Origin of the sequence: Dokdonia ponticola (assembly GCF_042653865.1) — a bacterium.
Classification (GTDB): Bacteria; Bacteroidota; Bacteroidia; order Flavobacteriales; family Flavobacteriaceae; genus Dokdonia; species Dokdonia ponticola.
This window is the reverse complement of sequence record NZ_JBHSFV010000020.1, coordinates 41,191-60,662: the sequence shown is the minus strand read 5'-3', so window position 1 is coordinate 60,662 and position 19,472 is coordinate 41,191. Positions and strand designations below refer to the sequence as shown.

The following is a 19,472-nucleotide window of genomic DNA, read 5'->3' as shown; positions in this document are numbered from 1 at the left end:
TACTAATAGTTCAACACAGCTTTTAGTGGTAGGCGGTATTATTCTGGTACTAGCTGTAGGAGGTTTTACGTGGTACTACTTCTCAAAGAAGAAGAAAGAGAGTACTCCAAGTTTAGATGACGACATTGTAGATGCCAACGTATTTACTACCCCGCCCTTTAGACCCATTTCAAATAGTAACACATCTTCAACTTCAACTTCAACTTCGAGTTCAAGCTCTTCTTCTATTTACATCAAAAAAGGAAGTAGGCATCCAGATGTAAAGATTCTGCAACGCTATTTAAAATACTATAAACAACCTTTAGGACGTAGTGGACCAAAAAGAGACGGGGTAGATGGCATTTTTGGGAATCTAACCGCTAAAGGCGCTCAAAAACAATTAGGAAAAACAAGCTTCACACGGTCTGATATTCAGTCCATGAAAAACACTTTAAAACTTTTAGGAATATGAAAATAACTAGCAAAGAAATAGGAATTAGTGGTCTTTTGATCCTTGGAAGCGGACTTGTCATTGGATGTATATCTGCTTTATGTGAAAATAAGCCTATTACCATAAAACAAGCTCCTGAAAAATCAAGTGCTGAAAAGGATACCACCCCTGTCGTTCAAATGAAGATTGTTCCTAAAAATGAGCCTATCCCAAAATCGAAACAGGCTACAGAAATAGTTGATCCTCCAATGATGGCTATTCAAAAGCAAACGGTTACTGATTCAAAACTAAAAGAGCCAGAGATAAAAGAAGTAGCGAAACAAGAATCAGAGATACAACCCCAAAAAGTGGAAGTAGAAACAGAAATAGACAAAGTAACTATATCTGGTACTTCAGATAAAATTACGCCAAAGCCACCCACGATTTCTGATGATTTTCCACTCCAATTAGGCAGTAAAGGCGAGAGGGTATTTGCTTTACAGAAATACCTTTTAAGGTATCATGGATCGAACGGGGAGGTAACGGATTTCTATGACCAAAAACTAGCCGATAGAGTCTTGCACCTTTTAAAAGTGGAAGTGGTAGACAAAAAGCTATTTAACAAATTAATGAATAGAAATAAAAGAAGAAGGTAATGTCCGATACTAAAAAAGTAAACAGAGGTATTTTAAATGCGCTGATTGATAAAGATGGCATTAAAACGGAAGTGACCTTGACCATTACCAATACAACCGCTACAAAAATAGCCCTTACGTTGCTTATCTCTGGAGTAAGTCTTATTGTCATCACAAGATTACTAAAAGAGGTGTTTCCAAATAAACAGCTTGAAGCGATTGGATCGGACTTACGTGAATTAAAAAACACCATGAATAATTAAAAACAGATACTATGATGATCACAAGTATTGAATATCTCATAAACTATTTAACAAGCCTTGATTGGGGCTATATCATCACATTTATATTAATCTCACATCTAGTGAATCAAACAAAAATAACCGCTTGGTTTTATAAGGTCACTAATGTAAAAATACGCACCCGATACAGAGTGCTAATTATTGGAATTGGTTACGGAGTCATGGTCTACCTTTTAAGGGGATATACCATATCTAATATAGAAAGCTTATTTGAGTCATTTGTCTTTGCGATGGTTTTCCATAAGCTCGTTGTAGAAAGACTCTTCGCGGTACTAAAGTTAAACCCAGTAGAACCAAATTATGATGATTATAGTGAAGAATAATTGGAAACTACTCACAGGGATTGTTCTTGTCATTGTATTAGTTAGCACTTATTTATTTTCAGATGATGACATACAAACTACAACACTCCCTGACTTATTAGAACAAGAGAATAAAGAGTTATTTGCTTTGAATACAGCACTCGACACCAAGGTGCAAGATTTAAAAATACAAGCAAAAAACTTACAAGAAATCATTAACGAGAAAGATCAGCAGATCTATCATTTAAAAATAACGTTAGATGAAAACATTAATCGTATTAATAACTATTCTATCCTTGAGTTGGAGCAGTTTTTCGCAAGGCTTAAAACCGATAGTCTACCCCATTGATGGAGAGTCCTATTTTTGCTTTACCCTATGGCAATCCAAATACATCGCGAAGACTTTTGAAAAAGCAAAACTTCAGCAAGGGATCATCAACCTATTAGAATCTCAAAAAAAAGAGTTACTCCTTTTGCAAGAAGTAAAAGACTCCACCATTCTATTTTTAGAAAAGAAAAACACCAATCAATCCCTAGTGATTGACAACAAGAATTTAGCCTATAAGGCGCTTGTAATAGATAATAAAACACTCACTAAAAAAGTAAAAAGACAAGGATTTACAAACACCGTCTTTGGTGGGGCAATTCTCGTACTAGTAGGTGTATTAATTATAAAATAAAAAACAATGGCAATTTCAGGATATCAAAGTGATGTAGCTCAAAATTCAGGCACTCAAACATCACGTAATACTGTAACACTACAACAAATTTTACCAGAGCATTTAAGCCCAAGTCTTACACATTTACCTTCACAAAATACCTATAGTCTTATTAACGAAAATTTGATTGTCGCTAAAGACATTCGATTACTTCCTAATTCTCCTGAACTAGAAATTGGGGATTGGCTTGTAAGCCTGCCTGCCCCATTAGTAGATCAAGGTGTTTATACAGGAACATTGTTTAGTGTACAGGGAAGTCAATTTTTCTATTCTATAGATATAGATGGAAGAGTCACTATAAGCGGAACATTTGTAAATGAACAAGATGAATTAATCTTAAATATAAATCCCTACATCGCTGAGCTTCCTCTTCGATTCAAAACCTTTGGAAGTCCTTTTTAGATGAAACAAGGAGTAAGATACTCTCAAAAGAATTTTAAAGAAACACAATATGGATATCGCAAAAATCATTATCGTCATATTTAGCGCTACGGGGTTTTGGAAACTCATAGAACTGTTAGTACAGTTTAAAGGTCAAAATCGCTTAAAGGATGCAGAGATACATAATTTACAAGTACAGGGCAATAGCCTAATCATTGAAAATTATAAGATGTGGTCAGAGAACATGGAAAAGCGTTTAAAAGAGCTAGAAGATAAGAATACAGAAATGACTGAAATAATTACAGAACAGCGAAAAAAAATTGAAAAACTAGAAAAATATGTAGATCAATTAGAAGAAGAAATCAAACCTTATAGAACCACTACAGATGAATGATAAAAAAGGAAACACTTTTCTTAATGCCATTTTTGGGCTTTTTATGATTGCTAGTATTGTAAAGGTAAGTATGGATGTATGTGAGAAATTTAAAAAGCGTAATGACGGTCTAAAGAAAGAATAAATATGATATCTTCTTATAAACATATTTATGTAGGTATTGGAACAGCAGTACTCCTAGTGGGTGGTGCTGTTTTAGTACGTTATCTAACTAGATCAAAAACAAAGAGAGTGACAAGAACAGTTGACTTTTCTGTTTTTGACAGCAAGGATATCATTGGCTCTGGGCGCTGCATTGATAGGTCACTTTTGAAGCGATTACAACTCCTAGAAAAGAGAACAGGCTATGCAGTGCTTAAAAATATCAACTCGGCAGTGCGTAGTCATTTTTGGAATAAAAAAGTGGGCGGAGTGAGTAATTCCGCCCACTTGATTACGAAATGTAAAGCTGTTGATATTCACGCCCCCACGCGAGCCATCCGTAATCTACTAGTGGTTCAAGCATACAATCTTGGTTTTACCCGTATTGGGGTTGGTAAAACATTTGTACATCTGGATGTAGATATGTCCAAACCGCAATATGTGGCTTGGGGATATCCTTCAGGGACAGCCCCTGAGATTAATCCTTTCACTTGACTCTTTAAGTTACATGAAGCTCTTTTTTAATAAGAAGCTTGATGGTAATACCGATCTGTCCTAAATGATACATCGTGTGATGAATTACACCCTCTAAAGCAAATTCAAAAGGGTAGATGCTTTTATGGTTTTCTTCTCTATATGTCTTTTCTAACAGAGAATCATCCTTATCTCCAATAAGAACAAGGATAGATAGAATACTTTTCTCATAATCTTCTTTTAATTGCTTCCACCCAATGGTTTTGAGTTCTTCATTAGATCGCCAATGCTCAGGTTGATATCTTAGTTGTAAATTAAAATGTACCCTTAGTTTATTAATAACATCTATTTGTAAAGCAATCAAATGCCCTAAAATCTCTGCGACACTATGAAGCTCTGGTATAGGCCGTATAAATGCAGTATGTTTTGAAATACCATCTATTTTTTCCATCATATTTTGACCTACCCACAGTGCTTTATAATTAATGGCTTCTAATTGTTGTGCGTAAAACTGTATTGTCATGTTTCTTTTTCTTTCTTTAAAATATCATAGAACTATACCCAAAACTCCAAATGAAAATGTGGTGCAATGACTTTGGAAGAGATGGGCAGATAGTTCTACTTTTCGGGGTGAAAAACTCGATAAAAACTATATCCAATAAGCGCTTTTTCTTCCCCTAAAAAGACAGACTTAAAGGACATAGTATCAACTACTGAATTGAGTGTTTAAACTACTAATCAATAACAAAACTATATATATAAATTTAAAATATGATAGTTAAAAACCTCATTTTTAGAGGGGTTTTTGAATGAATTTTCAGATAAAACCTCGTCGTTTAGCTTCAGCTAAAAGTTCTTTTAAATTGTTGTTTTCAACTTCTAAAAGCTCAAAGAGACCTTTTTTCCTTTTTTCAATGCTGGTTTTACCATAGGGTAATTCTTCTGTCAAATTTTTTGTAGTTGCTCCCAATGATAGTTCGTATAATATTCTTCGATCTATATCATCTAATGTTTGCTTTTTTGAGAAATTTCTTCTAACCATATTTAGTACAGTATTACTATAATAAGGAGGGGATTCAAGTACTGTTACTATTGCATCTAGTAATGAACTTGAATCTGCTTCAAGTTTGGTTAGAAATCCGTCTGGATTAATATTTTTATATAAATTATAAAGCCTATAATCATCATGGAACGTCGTGTTTATTATTATTTTAGGTCGATAAGAAAGATTTTTATCAATCCATAAGATAATATCTTCTCCAGAATAAATATTGGCTTCGGAAAATGAAGGTAAACGTATATCTAAAAAAATAATATCGTATGTGATTTTGCTTTTCAATTTAAATATAGCTTCCTCACAAGAAGTTGCTAAATCTAACACAAAATCATAGTTAGATATTTTTTCTGAAACCATTCCAAATATTAAAGCATAAGATTCAGCAATTTGTATATGATCTTCTATGATCAATACATTCATTTGGTCTATGTCTAATTCAGAGTCTATCTTATCCTCAATAAGTTTTAGACTCTCAGTATTATTAATAAAACCTAATAATTGTATTTTTTTTAAAAATAAGTAAGCCCCTTTTTTTTTCATTTTCCCCTTTATACACCTTAACTAATTAAGATATGATTTGATCGACACTTTCGATAGTTTCTTCTAGATGTCTTTTTTTGTTTTTTTTCCTTTCAATATACTTGTCGTTAGTTAACACTAAGACAATAAGTTTTTCAATTATTAGGGAAGATTTTAATTGAAAAGCTTTCTTATATGATATAAAATAAACAGTCGCTATTGAAGATATTATAGAGAATAAAACAAAAATCCATCTATAGGTTTTTAGAGGGAAATCCTGTGAAGTCCAAAAAACCCAAAACATGAAGTAAAAGCTTATTGAATAACAAGATATTTGTAGCCAGAAAAAATATCTTTTAAGACTTTTTTCTTTGGTATTAATCTTGAAAATTAAGAAGCTTACTATGAAAGATAATAGTAAATATGGAAGTCTTACTCCAAGACCTAGAATAAAATCTCTAGTTGTTCTCCAACCAAAAACTCTATTTTTATCTATAAAGAGATTTAGAGCTACCTCATTTTGCTCAATGATATTTTTCTTTTGGGTGTTTAATGAATCTAAATTATATAAATAACGATCTTTTTTTATTATGTTATTCTCTAAATCACAACGGTTATCTGTTATTTTATTATCTACATCTAAAACTGCTAGTACTAATTCTTTTTTATAAGAGTCTACTTTAGGATTTGTCTTTGAGAAAATCATGTGTGATAAAGGCGCTGTAAATATCAACACAGCGCCTAGAATCATTATTCCTGTTAAGAAATATTTTTTAGTCTTTATCTTCTTTTTCTTCGTCTTTGTCTGATAATGATAATTCTTGTTCTTCATCCAGTGATACAGGTGTGCATGAATTAAATAAAGGTGTAAGTACGGTTAATACAGATACTACGAATGCTACTTTCAATGCTTTTTTCATGATTCTACTTATTTTAAGATTAAACATCTTAGAAGATAAATGAATGATGATTTACTTACATAAATATAGTATGCGTAGTTATCAAATTTTATTAACCGATTCTTATCGTGAAAGCAACCTTAAATTTACATTTTTAATTTTACTTTTTATTATGGTATAACCGTAAAAATTTTATGGTTATATATTTAATTATCTTTAAGTTACAATATTTTTATTTTACAATTTTACAAAAAAACAATGTATTATGTGTGGTCGAAAACCTCTCATTTTTTACGGTTTTTAACCGCCTCTAATAATTTATTTTGACATAATTTTGAACCTACATAAAAGAAAATTCTAATTTGAAAAATGAATTTTAGTAGTTAGGATTGACTTCTAAACTAATCTAATGTCTAATTTCATTTTTTTTTAAATTAAGTAAAATCATTCTAATCCCTAATTGGATCAGTCACTTCACTCATTTACATGATATTGTATTCGTTTTGGGTCTATATTTGAACTTTCTTGAATTTTTTTAAACAGCATTTTATTGAGTATTAATTAAAAACCACAAATGAAAAAAATGATTAAGAATGTAGGATTATGGAGGGCTAGAATATTTCTAGTGCTCACAGCAATGACACTTTTTATATGTTGTCAAAAAGATAATGAAACTCCAACACAGCTATTGGGAGATTTACATGAACAATTACAAACAACCACTATACGTGTTTCTTTAGATAAAATTCCCAAAGTGGCTGAGTATACCTAAAAATCAGGGGATCATATAGAACATTTTACTATTGAAAAATCTATCATTACAAACAATGCTGTGTATTATAATTTATCTTAACAAAAAGATAACAATATATAGTTTGTTTTAAATCAATAATTTAAGGAATTTAGACATTAGTTTTTTAGTAATTTCAATATTTAACTGTTAAAAAAACTTTGTAATTATCTATTTTTGAAGTTGTAAAATGAAAACAATAGCTTAGCTACCTTTTATTTGATTTTTACAAAAAGCACCACACCCTCTATTTATCGAATAACAGATTCGTCTGCGAATACCTTTATTATGCAACTCTTATAAGTTGTATGGTATAGATATTTATATACGTTTCGAAAAAAAAATTAGTAACCATCATACAATTATTATGAGTAGAAAATCATTGTTTTTATTTATTTATTTCACATTAGGAGTAGGGTTTTATTCCTTGCAGTCACAGATAGGAAATGACGGCCCTAATAACTCTTCTGAATATCAAGCTCCTGATATCACTCCCATTAATCCACAGACCGCAAGTTTGGGACGTTATGGGAATGTACCCATTAATAATGCCACTGGAAAGATGGGCTTTAGTGTCCCTATCTACAACATATCTGTTGATGGGGAGAATATGCCAGTGAGTTTGGAATACAGTTATGGTGGACTTATCCTAGAAGCTGCTCCTTCATTGTGGGGTCTCGGTTGGAACTTAAATGCGTATGGATCTATAACCAAAGAAGTAAGAGGACTCCCTGACGGGCATCCTGATGGATATTATGGAGCTAATAATAGAAAAGGAACCATATTAGAACCTTTCTTTGCTTCTTGGAATGATCATGCTACCGCTACTTTAGGAGATATAGGCATTTATGATTTTATTGCCATTCTAAATAATGAATATGATTCTGAGGTCGATAAATACACCGTGAATGTAGGAGGAATGCAATTCTCATTTAAACTTCGTTATGAAGGAAATACCGTAGTTCCCTATTACCTATCACAACATAACTATACTGTTGACGTCACTATGAGCACTGTCGAATACTTTTCAGTAGCTTCTTTTGTAGTTACAAGTGACAAAGGTGTGAAATATTATTTCGATAGTGATAATACAGAATCTGTATACACTGAACCCGTAGGACTTACTAAATATACTGAAGATAAAAATACATCATGGGTATTAAGTCGTGTTTTGTACCCTAATGGAGAAGAGATTGAATATACATATAATGAAGAGTTATATGACTTATGGGGATATGCTGCTTGGGGAACAACACTTATCACAAATTTTGAAGAGATTCCTCCTGGTCAAGTAGAATCTTTTGTGACGGGTTATGGAGAACGCATCAGTAAAACGGTGATGCGTCGTATGAACTTAAGTCGAATAGATTTTCCAGAAGGTTCTTTAGATTTTGGAATGACCACTAATGCTGATGGTCGTAAACTTTACAATAGTATTACTCTCCGAAATTTACAAAACTCGATAGTTAATCAATATGATATCAATTATTTAGGAGTTAGAGATGGGCTTGTGAATATTCAAAAAAATAATGAATTATTATATGGCTTTGAATACTATGGTGTTCAGGCAGTTGGGGGTATGCCTAACTTCTTTCAAAGTGAAAATGATCTGCCCTTAGATCAAGATTTCTGGAAATATTATAACGATGCTAATAATGAGTATGCTATTAATCTAGAACAAGGAGGTTATATTGCTGATAAATCTCCAAAGTTCACAAGTACTCGATTAGGAGCGATGCATCGTATTATATATCCTACAGGTGGATATTCTAAGATTGAGTATGAACAAAATCAAATTGTCGATGATTATAACGAAGCCGTTGGTAATAACAACACTCCTTTTAATAGACAATTACTAGTTCAGTTAAACCCATCGATAGATAATAATGAGCGAGAAGTTACTTTTCAATATACCTTTAGCCAGCCTACCGAAGCCTATATCTCTCATAAGTTAGAAGGAGATGCTTTTGGAAATTTCTTAGAAGCAAAAATTTCAAAAGTAAGTGGCGGAGCTTGTCCTACATATAATTGTTATAGTGGTGGGTATGATCAATCAGGTTACTATTATCAGCAAGCCCCAAGTATGCGTCAAGTGCTTAAAACTGATTGTTCATTTTATCCACTACCTGTATTATGTCCTACACTAGTCACTTCTATAGGTCCTGATGACACACCAAGCGGATATGGTTATAAAGAAGAGAATTCGGCTGGACGAGTAGTGATTGCTCCAGGAACCTATGAATTTAAAATAACGACTCGTCCTAATAACGGACAATCACCACCGCTATTTAATACAGGCTCTATGCATGGAGAAATTAGAATAGGGTTTTATGAACCTCCGACCGATCAAAATAACGAACCTCCTTTATATGCCAATGTAAATATTGGAGGGATTCGAGTAGCAAAAATAAGTCATTATACAGATGGTGCTTTATCAAATCAAACTATCTATGATTACAATAATGATCAAGGATTTTCAACAGGACGAAGTAACCATATTCCTGAAGAAACATTTAGTCAGTACCTAACACGATTAAATTATAATGGTGGGAATTATTATCAGGAACAACGAGTACATGATTTAAAAGCATTTAGTTTTTTAAATGAAGCTAATGGTGTGCCTGTCTACTATTCTCGAGTTCGTACTTATTCAAGAGAATCCGAAATATTTACTCCTGTTTCTGGGGAAGAAGCACTCTCTGTCTCTTCTATTCCATTAGATACAAATCCAAATGGCTCTAGAATCATAACAGTAAGTGGTCCAGTTCCTAATGCCGTTCTACTTGTAGACGGTGTATATGGAAGATATATAGATGTTTACCCCGAGGGATATACTACACAGGAATTTACATTTCCTCAGAATTATAACTATTATATATATCCAGGAATTCCTAAGCAAGAAGATCTTACTAAAGCAATGCCTAAAGCAAGCGAATCTAAAGCTTACAATTTAGAAAATTTTGAGTATGCAACGGTTTCTTCAAAAGAAACACAATATGAGCTTTTTAAAAAACCAAGTGCTAATCTTGAATATTTTAATAATGGACGAGTCTATAGTTATGATACTAATACTGATCACCCTTGGAGTTTCAAAATTGCTATTAAGCCACATCGTATCTTAGACTATAGTGAGCATTGTTATTGTTTTGAATATCCTTCAGACCCTGATGAAGCTCAGGCCCTCAAAGACCTTCATGATGTACACCCTTATAGAGAACTACCAATTAGTAGACGTCCAATAGAAACAGTGACGTATACTCAGGGGATCACTACAACACAGGAAATAGAATATGATAGCCATACACAAGTTAAAAACCAAACCACCACTACAAGTGAAGGAGAAGTTATTTTACAAGAATTATTCTACCCTTACAGTAGTGAGGTAGCTTCTGAATCACAATATCAAAGTATGGTAAATAGTAATATTATTACTACTCCTGTGATGACAAAAACATTACAGGATGGAGTGTTGTTAGCCACCAAAAAAACAAATTTCATCAATGTTCAAAATGGATTTAAACCAAGAGCTATTCACAGCGCCAAAGGGAGTGAAGCTATAGAGGAGCGTGTTTCTTTCGATCGTTACAGCAACAAAGGAAACATACAAGAGGTCAGACAGTCCAACGGACAATATATTTCTTATATCTGGGGATATAACGGTAAATATGTAGTAGCTAAAATAGAAAATGCACGTTACTCATCGGCTAGTTCTGGGCTTAATTTTTTTATACTTGATAATCCAAGTTCTGATGTAGACTTACGTTTGGAAATAGAGAAAGTTAGAACTAATGTTCCAAATGCTCTAGTAACTACCTACACCTATAAACCACTGGTAGGGGTCACGTCTGTGACCGATCCTAGAGGATATACGATGTTCTATGAGTATGACGCTCAAAATAGATTAAAACTCGTCAAAGATCAAGATGGAAAAGTCTATTCTAAAAACGAATATAACTATAGCACTTCTAACTAATATAAACCGGAAAAACAGATGAAAAAATATATAATAACCATCGCATTACTCCTTCCGATGTTTGTAATTGGACAGAGTCAAGATAAAAACTACGTAAAAACAACTTCTTATCAACAAGCAGTAGATGAAGGGCAAGAAGATAACCTTGATCCCTCTCAAAAAATAGAAGCAATAAGTTATGTCGACGGACTCGGACGACCTATTCAATCCATTGCTATAGGAGCAGGAGGCCAAGGACAAAACATCATTTCTTACACAGAATATGACGAAGTAGGAAGAACACCTAAACAATATCTCCCTTTTGCTACAGCTTCAGGAGTCCCAAATCCATTGGATTTTGTAGACCCTTTAACTCTAAAAGCAGACATCCATACCTTTTATAATACACCCAAGTATGAGGACACCCAGAATCCGTACTCAGAAATGGTGTATGAAGCCTCTCCTCTAAACAGAGTTCTAAAGCAAGGGGCACCAGGAAATTCATGGGCTGTGGGTCAAGATGATACAGATCATACCATTAAGTTTGACTATACAAGTAATCAAGCAGATGAAGTACGGTTTTTTGATATTACATACGCAGGAGGCAATACCATAGACCCCTCCCTTTCAGTATCTGGGTATTATCCAATAAATCAACTGTATAAAAACATCACTAAAGATGAAAATTGGACGCCTACTTCTGGAAACAATCACACAACAGAGGAGTTTACAAATAAAAGCGGACAAGTACTCTTAAAAAGAACTTACAATAATGGTCAAGCTCATGATACCTATTATATCTATGACGATTATGGAAACCTGTCATTTGTGCTTTCTCCAGAAGCTAGTGATCAAATTATAGATGCTAATGATAATCTTGTAACTAATTATCAGGATATTCTTGATAAACTAGGATATCAATATAAATACGACTATCGCAATCGTCTTATTGAAAAGAAAATTCCAGCTAAAGGATGGGAGTACATTGTATATAACAAGCTTGATCAACCTGTATTAACACAAGATGCCCGCTTACGCGAAAATAACCAATGGCTCTTAACCAAATATGATGCTTTAGGAAGAGTTGCCTACACAGGAATTGCTGTATCATCAGAATCAAGACAGTGGCAACAAAATACAGCAAATAATCTTCCTGCGTACAGCGGTAATGTATATGAGCAAAGATCAGCTAATACACAAAATATAGCAGGAACGTTGGTAAATTATAGTAATCAGAGTTTTCCTGTTACAAACATTACAGAGGTTTTAACCGTAAACTATTACGATTCCTATGTAGATCACAGTGGCATTACACTGCCTAGTTCAGTGTATAACCAAAATATCACAAGCGCTACTCAAGGACTCCCTACGGTGTCTAAAGTACGTGTATTAGGAACGGGTGATTGGATCACTAGCGTGACTGGATATGATGAGAAAGCACGTCCTATTTTTGGAGCAACGATAAATAATTACTTAAGCACAGAAGACACTTCTGAATCATTATTAGATTTTACAGGAAAAGTACTAGAGAGTAGAACCACTCACCAAAAATCGGGACATCAGGAAGTAGTAACTAAAGACTACTTCACCTATGATCATCAAAATAGATTGATCACTCATATGCAACAAATAGATAACGAGCCTGTGCAATTGATTGCTAGTAATAGCTATGATGAATTAGGTCAATTAGAATCTAAGCGTGTGGGAGGACAGCTTTTTGAATCTGGATATACGGATCTTGTGAATGTTACTGTTTCTAATGATGGTCATTTAATCACAAAAGCAGATCCTTCTGACTCATACAACGCTGGGCTTGCTACAATTGGTAAATTAGAAGATAATGGTGGAATTTCTTTTACTATAGAGACCATAGGTTCAGAACTACGTGTGGGGTTAAATAATATTAATACGGATCCTAGCGCAGGAGGAATGAATTACTACTACCTCTTCACAACGAGTTCTAATGCCAATGGCTATTTATACCGCGTGTATACTCGTGCTATAGCAGGAGGAGGTTCTACATTGATATATTCAGGACGTTACCTATCTGATACCAATAATTTTAACATAGAAATAGAGCAAGGCATTGCATACTTTAAACAAAATGGAATTACTAAAGTATCTACACCACTAGAAGATTCTGAAATTCCTCTTATCGGCGATATTAGTCTTAAAACACCAAATTCACAAATAAGCAATCTTAATCTCTATGCTACTACAATTGATAAAAGCCTTCAAAAAGTAGACTATCAGTATAATGTACGTGGATGGCTAACCGATATCAATGATGTTAATGATAATTCAACAGAACGTGACCTTTTTAATTTTCATATCAACTATGATACTAAAGAAGGTATGACTTCTACTGGAAGTATTACGCCTCTGTACAATGGAAACATTTCTCAAACGATGTGGAGTACGGCTAATACGGATTCTCAGATAAGAGCTTACGGATATGCCTATGATGATTTAAATAGAATCAATGGAGGTTTTAGTAGAAAAGGAACAAATTATAACACTGTAGATAGTTACACACTGTTTAATATAAACTATGACAGAAACGGAAATATAGAAACCTTAAAACGTAATGGATATATACCAACAAGTCCAGGGTATCAATTAATGGATGATCTCTCCTATACGTATAATGGAAATCAATTACTCAATGTTACAGAAGGAAGCACTTCAAGTATTAAGAAACAGGGATTCTATGATGGAAACACATCAGCAACTTTGAATGATTATGAGTATGATGTGAATGGAAATATGATCAAAGATCGTAATAAAGGGATTACTGATAACATTGAATATAATCACTTAAATCTTCCTGAAACTGTTAGAATTAATACTGTTGATGCTCAAGGTGATACTCAGCAAGGAACGATTTCGTATATTTACGATGCCACAGGAATAAAACTTGCTAAAATAATGAATGATGAAGTTCAAAATAGCACCATTACTACCTATTATGCAGGAGGATATATCTATGAAAACAACAATAATAACGTTGAATCTCTAAAGATGTTTCCGCATCCTGAAGGCTATGTAGAGCCTGTATATGGTACGTCTAAGTCTATTGGAAAATTTAGTACACAAACGCAAACAGCAAGTTTTTCTAACTATCAGTACGCCTTTAATTATACCGATCACTTAGGAAATGTAAGGCTTACCTATGCAGACAGTGACGGAGATGGCGCTATTGAAATAGGTACAGAAATCATTTCAGAAAAGCATTACTATCCCTTTGGTCTTCAACAAAAAGGGTATAATGACGTAATAACCAGTAATTCTAACTCCGTTGCAAACCGATTTGGATACAATGGGAAAGAATTTGATCCATCACTAGGATTGAATACATACGATTTTGGAGCTAGAAATTATAGTCCTGATCTTGGGCGTTGGATGAATATTGATCCTTTGGCTGATAGTTACCCTACAACGAGTCCTTATACCTATGCACTGAATAATCCAATAAGTTTTGTTGATTTTGATGGACGATCCCCTGACCCTATCTTATCAAAAGTAGTTCAAGCTGCTATACATAATACGGCAGCCTCAAGAGCTCTTCAGATAATAAACGGGGCTCATTATAAAGTGTTCAGAAAATCAGCTTTTGATTCAAATCCTGTACTAGCGAGTATTCCAATTAAAGATAAATATCTGTTTAAGTCAGGAGTTTGGAATTCTATGTTAGGTAGGAATGAACTTAATTTCACAGCTGACTTTAGTGCTTTTGGTCGAGATTTTGATGCAGATGGTTACTTTAGTAAAAAACGAAGAGGCAGTCAATTTGTAATTACTGGTCTTGAAGTCGTAACTGGTTCGACTACTGGTTCACGTTATACATCAGATATTCATGGGCAAGGAGGTTATTCCGTAGATTTAACCAACGGAAGTTCTACAATTATTAGATTGTCATTACCTGATGAACAAACTCATGTAGCTTTTGAAAACTTACTTAATGATGCAACAGAAGCTTTTCTTCAAGATTTAATTGACAATAATGGTCAAATAAAAGATTTATTAGAGCTTTCGGAGTTAAATGAAAAAGTTTATGATGCTTATAGTGCTTTTGGTAGTGATAACCCTTACGATGAAAATTCTAAAGAGGGAAAAGAATATTTGAAACTTAGAGATCAATATTCAAGAAAACTAAATGATTATAAGAAAAATTATGAAGATAGTTTTTGGCAAAATATACACCAACAAACAATAGATCGCTTTGAAAACTCCCCAAAATAATATAATTAATATTTTAATAAATTTGTTCAACAAAGATAAGGGCCTATGAAAAAGATGATAATATTAATAGTAACTATAATAGCATTAGGGGTTTTAATAAATTTCTTATTTGAGAATTATAAAACAAATGAAGAGATTAAAGCAGATAATTCTCTATTTGTTTTTTCAGATGATAATTTTCGTTTTTTAATGAACGTTAATAATGATAATGATTTTGATCTTGGTAATAAGATTTTAAGAGAAATGAAGGAAGAGAAGGAAAAAATAATACAATCTTTTTTGACAAATTCTAAAGAGAAAATTGTTTTTAATCCTTCTAATATAGATACTCTAAAATTAATTATAGATAATAATAATTATAAATATTCCTCTACTCTTGATAAAGGAATAATAGACAAGAGTTATAATGATCTATTGGCAAGAAAAATTTTCAATTACATTAATGAGAGAATGATTACCAAAATAGATATTTATACAGTGACTCCAACAGAAGCTGGAAATATTCCCTTACCTCCTGGGATTTTAAGTAATATTGAAGTAGATAGTGATGATAATAGATGATGTAAGGCTCCCTCTATTGGGTAGTATAATAAACTGGTTCTTTTGAAAATGGAATATTTTGATAATTGATTATCAGTATAATAAATAAAGAATGAGTCTCTGAATTGAGACTCATTCTTGTTCATTGAAATATAAATACCCAAACGAAAGAATAGTAATTGTGAATTAAGGATTCGCAATAAAACCTTATGTTATTTGATAATAAAATATTAAAAATCAATTAATTACATTATATTTTACATTATTTTAAAAATGTAAAAGCTAGATTATTATCCCTTCGGATTGGAACACTCTGGTTACAATGACGTAATAACTTCAAACAAAAATGACGTCGCGGAACGTGTTAAGTACAACGGGAAAGAAAATAATCCAGAGCTTGGATTGGAATGGTATGATTTTGGTGCAAGAAATTACGAAGCTTCTTTAGGGAGATGGATGAATATTGATCCACTTGCGGAAAAATATATGAACCTTTCTTCTTATAACTTTGCTATGAATAACCCTATGTTCTTTATTGATCCTGATGGAAAAGAGGTTGATGTAAGTACTTTAGTTCAAAGTAATAAAAATGAAGATAAATGGATATTATTAAACTTATTGATTGATTTAGCAGACATTTCGGGTCAAACGATAAAAATAGACACCGATAATATTGGTAAGTCTACATTAGTAGGTACAGGTTGTTCAGAAGGAGGTAATTGTAGTGATGAAATAAGCTCTTATGTTGATCATCTTTTAACTAGTGAAGAGTCTGTAAAAGTTTTTAGGTCAAATAACTCTACTAGTACTTTTTCAAAGGGTGGAGTTACATATATAGGTATAAATGGTAAACAAATTCATGGAGCTCAACAAGCTTTAGAAGAAAATGGGATTGATTCAAAAACTTTCGGTACTGGTATGGTTTTCCTTCACGAAACCTTACATACAAAACTAGGAGGTAGTTATTTTAATAGTTCATTTGATGAATCAGAAAAAATAGATTCTGGATTTTTCCCAGATCCTATAGGTAAAGATAGAGAAACACAGACTGGTCCAACAGTTGATCGTGTTAATCAATTTAGAGAAAGTTTAGGGTTACCGCAAAGATATATTTATGGGAATGTACAAGGAACTCTATACTTTGAAGTTGATGGAACCCGAAGACAGATTCAATACGAATATATCACAGTTCCTAATGTGTCTGAAGCTGATTATAGTAAAACGAAATTAGTAAACGATAATAATTAAACTATGAGAATAAGTTTGTTTTTAATGATAACTCTTCTAATAATGAGTTGTAAATCTAATGAAACTTGTATAGAAGAATTAGAAAAGAATGATTATTTGATAATTCAAAAATGTATAAATAAGGTTTTAGAAACTAAAGAAGGAAAATCTATAAATTCTTATTTAGTAAATCCTTATTTAGATCAATTATCATTCACGCCTTATTCAAAAGAGGAAATTGAAAAAACTTTTAAAGGACTTGAAATGAGTTTTGATAAGGTTATTTCAATGAATGAAGAATCTTCTAACTGTAAAAAACGATATTATAAAAATTTGTCTTCTTTATCTAGTGCTAATAGCGATGCTGTAGTTTTTAGTACTACAAGATTATATGGTGATTTAATTCAAATTAAATTAACGAGTTATTATGGAGAAGTAGATAAGGATAAAATCAAAAATGATGAGAAGCTAAATATAAATCAAATGTATGAGTACCTTTTTAAGGTAGAAGATGAAAATGTTAAGATACTTTTACAAAGTAGTACTTTTTATGACTAGAAAATCAAAATTTAGATAGCTATATTAATATAAAACGCCCACTCAACGTGGGCGTTTTGCATATTCAGTGGCACTAATCGTTAGAAACGCGATAAATGTGTTCCAATATTCGAACAGACACTAATCGTTAAAAACGCGATAAAAGTGCTCCAAAGATGGAATATGATTGAAATAGAATGAGTTAGAGTTAAGGCAGTTTTTATAAAGCTGTCTTAATTCTTTTTTAAGTTCATTGATATATTGAAAATTGATTTTTACATCTAGTTTGTTTGAAATTCAAATTTTAAGAACTTGGATTGAATGGTTATGATCTATTACATCCGATTTTGACAATACATTGATTAAAGTTTCTATTGACTTCTAGCCTATTGACTTTGGCGTTTTTGAGTATTTCAGAAAACATAGTTTTATCGATGTTTTCTCCATTGATAATTTCCATAGGGGTTCTTCCATATAATCGGCAGGGATATCTGTGATGGTTGTAATATTCCATAAAGGCATCAAGACTTTTTAGATGTGAGGCTTGATCTTCGGAATGTTTCCCTCCCATAAATTCAGATTTATAAATACTATGGGTAATTTCAGAAATAGCATTGGAGAATGGAAATTCATCTGTCATGGCTGTTATTTTCTTAACGATTGGAGGTGCATTAATATGTTTTACCCAAGAGAGTACTTCTCCTTTGTTTTCAGAACCGCCATCAGAAAGAATATGAATGTCTTTTATCTGGTTATAAAGATTGTACTTTTCAAAAGTCTCTTGAAGGAGTTCTTTAATAAATTGGCTTCCTGCTTTTTTAGAAGTAGATTTATAATGTAATAACCCTGATGAGAAGTTATCCTTTACAAAAGCTACTTTTTGAATACCGTCTTTGACAGTTTCTACATTGGTAATATCAATATGTAACCATTCAAAAACATAGGACGCTTTAAAACCTTCTTTAGCTTTAGCTCGAATAGGTTTAGATTTTACATGCCCTAGTACTTTGGCATATTTTCTAAAGGTAGTAAGTCCACAAGCGATAAGATTTTTTAAGAATAGCATTGTAGTAAATAGTAGTGATTGGTTTTTTAGTGTTTTCAGAACCTTTAACTAAAAACTCAATATTAGTTACTTCTTTTAACGTTAATTGATTTGGATATTGACGATAACATTGTTTGAATAAACTAGTGGAACAACTAACTTTTCTTTTCTGAGCATAATACCAATCTTTAGAAATACCATAGAATTTACATGCTTTTATAATGGTAACCTCAGAGAATTTCGCCATGTCTTCTATAGAAGTCACAATACTATTTGCGTGTTGCTTGAGTAGATTTTTATGATGTACTAACTCACCAAGCATATTGTAAAACCCTCTTCTAGTTTTCAAAATGGTTTTAATTGCACGAGCGGTAAACTTACTTTGAAAGACATCTTTGATATCATCAAACTGTTTGATGTATGAAGATGCCCATTGATGACCATAATAATTATCGTGTTGAAATTGCTTCCAGTTATGTTTTGTTGTTCTAGGAATTTTATTCAACTCATCAACTGATAGCATTCCACTAGTAAAAAGAATGATGATAAGAGGGTGATAGTTTCTTTTGGATTGATGATTCAAAATAATTCGTGGTATATTTAAAGTATGAGTACAACCTATTATAATTATGGATAGGTTATACGTAAAGTATATTTTGATAAAGAACGCTAATGTATTTTCAAAAAATGAATAAAAGAATATAAAAAACAGATTGTTATATTATAAAAGTATAGTAAAGTCGTTTATTATTTTTCTAAATATCTTTAAAATTCCAACTAAATTGAAACAATTTAATTAGTGTTGAACGTTCTAAAATTGGAGATAAATAGAACTCTTTTTAGTTGCAATTTTAAGCTATCTTTTTGGTCAATTTTCAGTATATTTAAAGGCTATTAATATTTTCAT

Annotated in this window: 21 protein-coding genes and 1 pseudogene; 16 read left to right on the top strand and 6 right to left on the bottom strand. The window is 32.4% G+C overall.

Features of this window, described 5'->3' with window-relative positions:
• The 10 genes from ACFO3O_RS21465 to ACFO3O_RS21420 form a co-directional block, all read left to right on the top strand.
• Positions 1-451: peptidoglycan-binding domain-containing protein (locus tag ACFO3O_RS21465; RefSeq protein ID WP_379982732.1), on the top strand; the 451-nt coding region annotated here is incomplete at its 5' end.
• Positions 448-1,065 (top strand): hypothetical protein, encoded by a 618-nt coding sequence (locus ACFO3O_RS21460; RefSeq protein WP_379982730.1) that lies wholly within the window; start codon positions 448-450, stop codon positions 1,063-1,065. The genes ACFO3O_RS21465 and ACFO3O_RS21460, both read left to right, overlap by 4 nt.
• Positions 1,065-1,307 carry a hypothetical protein gene (locus tag ACFO3O_RS21455; RefSeq protein ID WP_379982728.1) on the top strand — a complete coding sequence of 81 codons (243 nt, stop codon included), beginning with the start codon at positions 1,065-1,067 and terminating at the stop codon, positions 1,305-1,307. The genes ACFO3O_RS21460 and ACFO3O_RS21455 overlap by 1 nt, the downstream gene beginning before the upstream one ends.
• Positions 1,308-1,318: 11 nt before the next feature.
• Complete coding sequence (locus ACFO3O_RS21450) at positions 1,319-1,669, top strand: hypothetical protein (protein WP_379982726.1); 351 nt, start codon at positions 1,319-1,321, stop codon at positions 1,667-1,669.
• Positions 1,647-1,997: a hypothetical protein gene (locus tag ACFO3O_RS21445; protein WP_379982724.1), complete on the top strand. Its 351-nt coding sequence runs from the start codon at positions 1,647-1,649 to the stop codon at positions 1,995-1,997. The genes ACFO3O_RS21450 and ACFO3O_RS21445 overlap by 23 nt, the downstream gene beginning before the upstream one ends.
• Entirely contained in the window at positions 1,909-2,328 is a 420-nt protein-coding gene (locus tag ACFO3O_RS21440) for a hypothetical protein (RefSeq protein WP_379982722.1), read from the top strand. The genes ACFO3O_RS21445 and ACFO3O_RS21440 overlap by 89 nt, the downstream gene beginning before the upstream one ends.
• A 6-nt stretch (positions 2,329-2,334) precedes the next feature.
• Positions 2,335-2,769 carry a hypothetical protein gene (locus tag ACFO3O_RS21435; protein ID WP_379982720.1) on the top strand — a complete coding sequence of 145 codons (435 nt, stop codon included), beginning with the start codon at positions 2,335-2,337 and terminating at the stop codon, positions 2,767-2,769.
• Between the two features lie 49 nt (positions 2,770-2,818).
• On the top strand, positions 2,819-3,142 hold the full coding sequence (locus ACFO3O_RS21430) for a hypothetical protein (protein ID WP_299213744.1): 324 nt from the start codon (positions 2,819-2,821) through the stop codon (positions 3,140-3,142).
• The gene (locus ACFO3O_RS21425; RefSeq protein WP_299213746.1) at positions 3,135-3,266 is read left to right on the top strand and encodes a hypothetical protein; all 132 of its coding nucleotides are present in this window, start codon (positions 3,135-3,137) and stop codon (positions 3,264-3,266) included. Before ACFO3O_RS21430 ends, ACFO3O_RS21425 begins: the two co-directional genes overlap by 8 nt.
• Before the next feature lie 2 nt (positions 3,267-3,268).
• The gene (locus ACFO3O_RS21420; RefSeq protein ID WP_379982718.1) at positions 3,269-3,778 is read left to right on the top strand and encodes a D-Ala-D-Ala carboxypeptidase family metallohydrolase; all 510 of its coding nucleotides are present in this window, start codon (positions 3,269-3,271) and stop codon (positions 3,776-3,778) included.
• Positions 3,779-3,782: 4 nt separating this feature from the next.
• Here the strand turns inward: ACFO3O_RS21420 and ACFO3O_RS21415 are convergent, their stop codons facing one another.
• From ACFO3O_RS21415 to ACFO3O_RS21400, 4 genes are all read right to left on the bottom strand, one after another.
• A complete protein-coding gene (locus ACFO3O_RS21415) occupies positions 3,783-4,280 on the bottom strand; it encodes a DinB family protein (RefSeq protein WP_379982716.1) in 498 nt (165 codons plus the stop codon).
• 294 nt (positions 4,281-4,574) lie between these two features.
• The gene (locus ACFO3O_RS21410) at positions 4,575-5,354 is read right to left on the bottom strand and encodes a response regulator (RefSeq protein ID WP_379982714.1); all 780 of its coding nucleotides are present in this window, start codon (positions 5,352-5,354) and stop codon (positions 4,575-4,577) included.
• 25 nt (positions 5,355-5,379) lie between these two features.
• The gene (locus tag ACFO3O_RS21405) at positions 5,380-6,084 is read right to left on the bottom strand and encodes a hypothetical protein (RefSeq protein ID WP_379982712.1); all 705 of its coding nucleotides are present in this window, start codon (positions 6,082-6,084) and stop codon (positions 5,380-5,382) included.
• A 22-nt stretch (positions 6,085-6,106) separates the two neighbouring features.
• The gene (locus tag ACFO3O_RS21400; protein ID WP_379982710.1) at positions 6,107-6,241 is read right to left on the bottom strand and encodes a hypothetical protein; all 135 of its coding nucleotides are present in this window, start codon (positions 6,239-6,241) and stop codon (positions 6,107-6,109) included.
• 565 nt (positions 6,242-6,806) lie between these two features.
• On the opposite strand from ACFO3O_RS21400, the gene ACFO3O_RS21395 reads away from it, so the two are divergent.
• From ACFO3O_RS21395 to ACFO3O_RS21370, 6 genes and pseudogenes are all read left to right on the top strand, one after another.
• Complete coding sequence (locus tag ACFO3O_RS21395) at positions 6,807-7,004, top strand: hypothetical protein (protein WP_379982708.1); 198 nt, start codon at positions 6,807-6,809, stop codon at positions 7,002-7,004.
• A gap of 385 nt (positions 7,005-7,389) precedes the next feature.
• A complete protein-coding gene (locus tag ACFO3O_RS21390; protein WP_379982706.1) occupies positions 7,390-10,995 on the top strand; it encodes a hypothetical protein in 3,606 nt (1,201 codons plus the stop codon).
• An 18-nt stretch (positions 10,996-11,013) separates the two neighbouring features.
• A complete protein-coding gene (locus ACFO3O_RS21385; RefSeq protein WP_379982704.1) occupies positions 11,014-15,216 on the top strand; it encodes a DUF6443 domain-containing protein in 4,203 nt (1,400 codons plus the stop codon).
• 45 nt (positions 15,217-15,261) lie between these two features.
• On the top strand, positions 15,262-15,777 hold the full coding sequence (locus ACFO3O_RS21380; RefSeq protein WP_379982702.1) for a hypothetical protein: 516 nt from the start codon (positions 15,262-15,264) through the stop codon (positions 15,775-15,777).
• Positions 15,778-16,056: 279 nt separating this feature from the next.
• Positions 16,057-17,004: pseudogene (locus ACFO3O_RS21375) on the top strand (RHS repeat-associated core domain-containing protein); the annotation flags it as partial.
• A 42-nt stretch (positions 17,005-17,046) separates the two neighbouring features.
• Positions 17,047-17,541: a hypothetical protein gene (locus ACFO3O_RS21370; RefSeq protein ID WP_379982700.1), complete on the top strand. Its 495-nt coding sequence runs from the start codon at positions 17,047-17,049 to the stop codon at positions 17,539-17,541.
• A gap of 304 nt (positions 17,542-17,845) precedes the next feature.
• Here the strand turns inward: ACFO3O_RS21370 and ACFO3O_RS21365 are convergent, their stop codons facing one another.
• Positions 17,846-18,586 (bottom strand): hypothetical protein, encoded by a 741-nt coding sequence (locus ACFO3O_RS21365; protein ID WP_379982698.1) that lies wholly within the window; start codon positions 18,584-18,586, stop codon positions 17,846-17,848.
• Positions 18,540-19,148, bottom strand: coding sequence for a hypothetical protein (locus tag ACFO3O_RS21360; RefSeq protein ID WP_379982696.1), 609 nt, complete (start codon positions 19,146-19,148; stop codon positions 18,540-18,542). The genes ACFO3O_RS21365 and ACFO3O_RS21360 overlap by 47 nt, the downstream gene beginning before the upstream one ends.
• Positions 19,149-19,472: the final 324 nt, after the last annotated feature.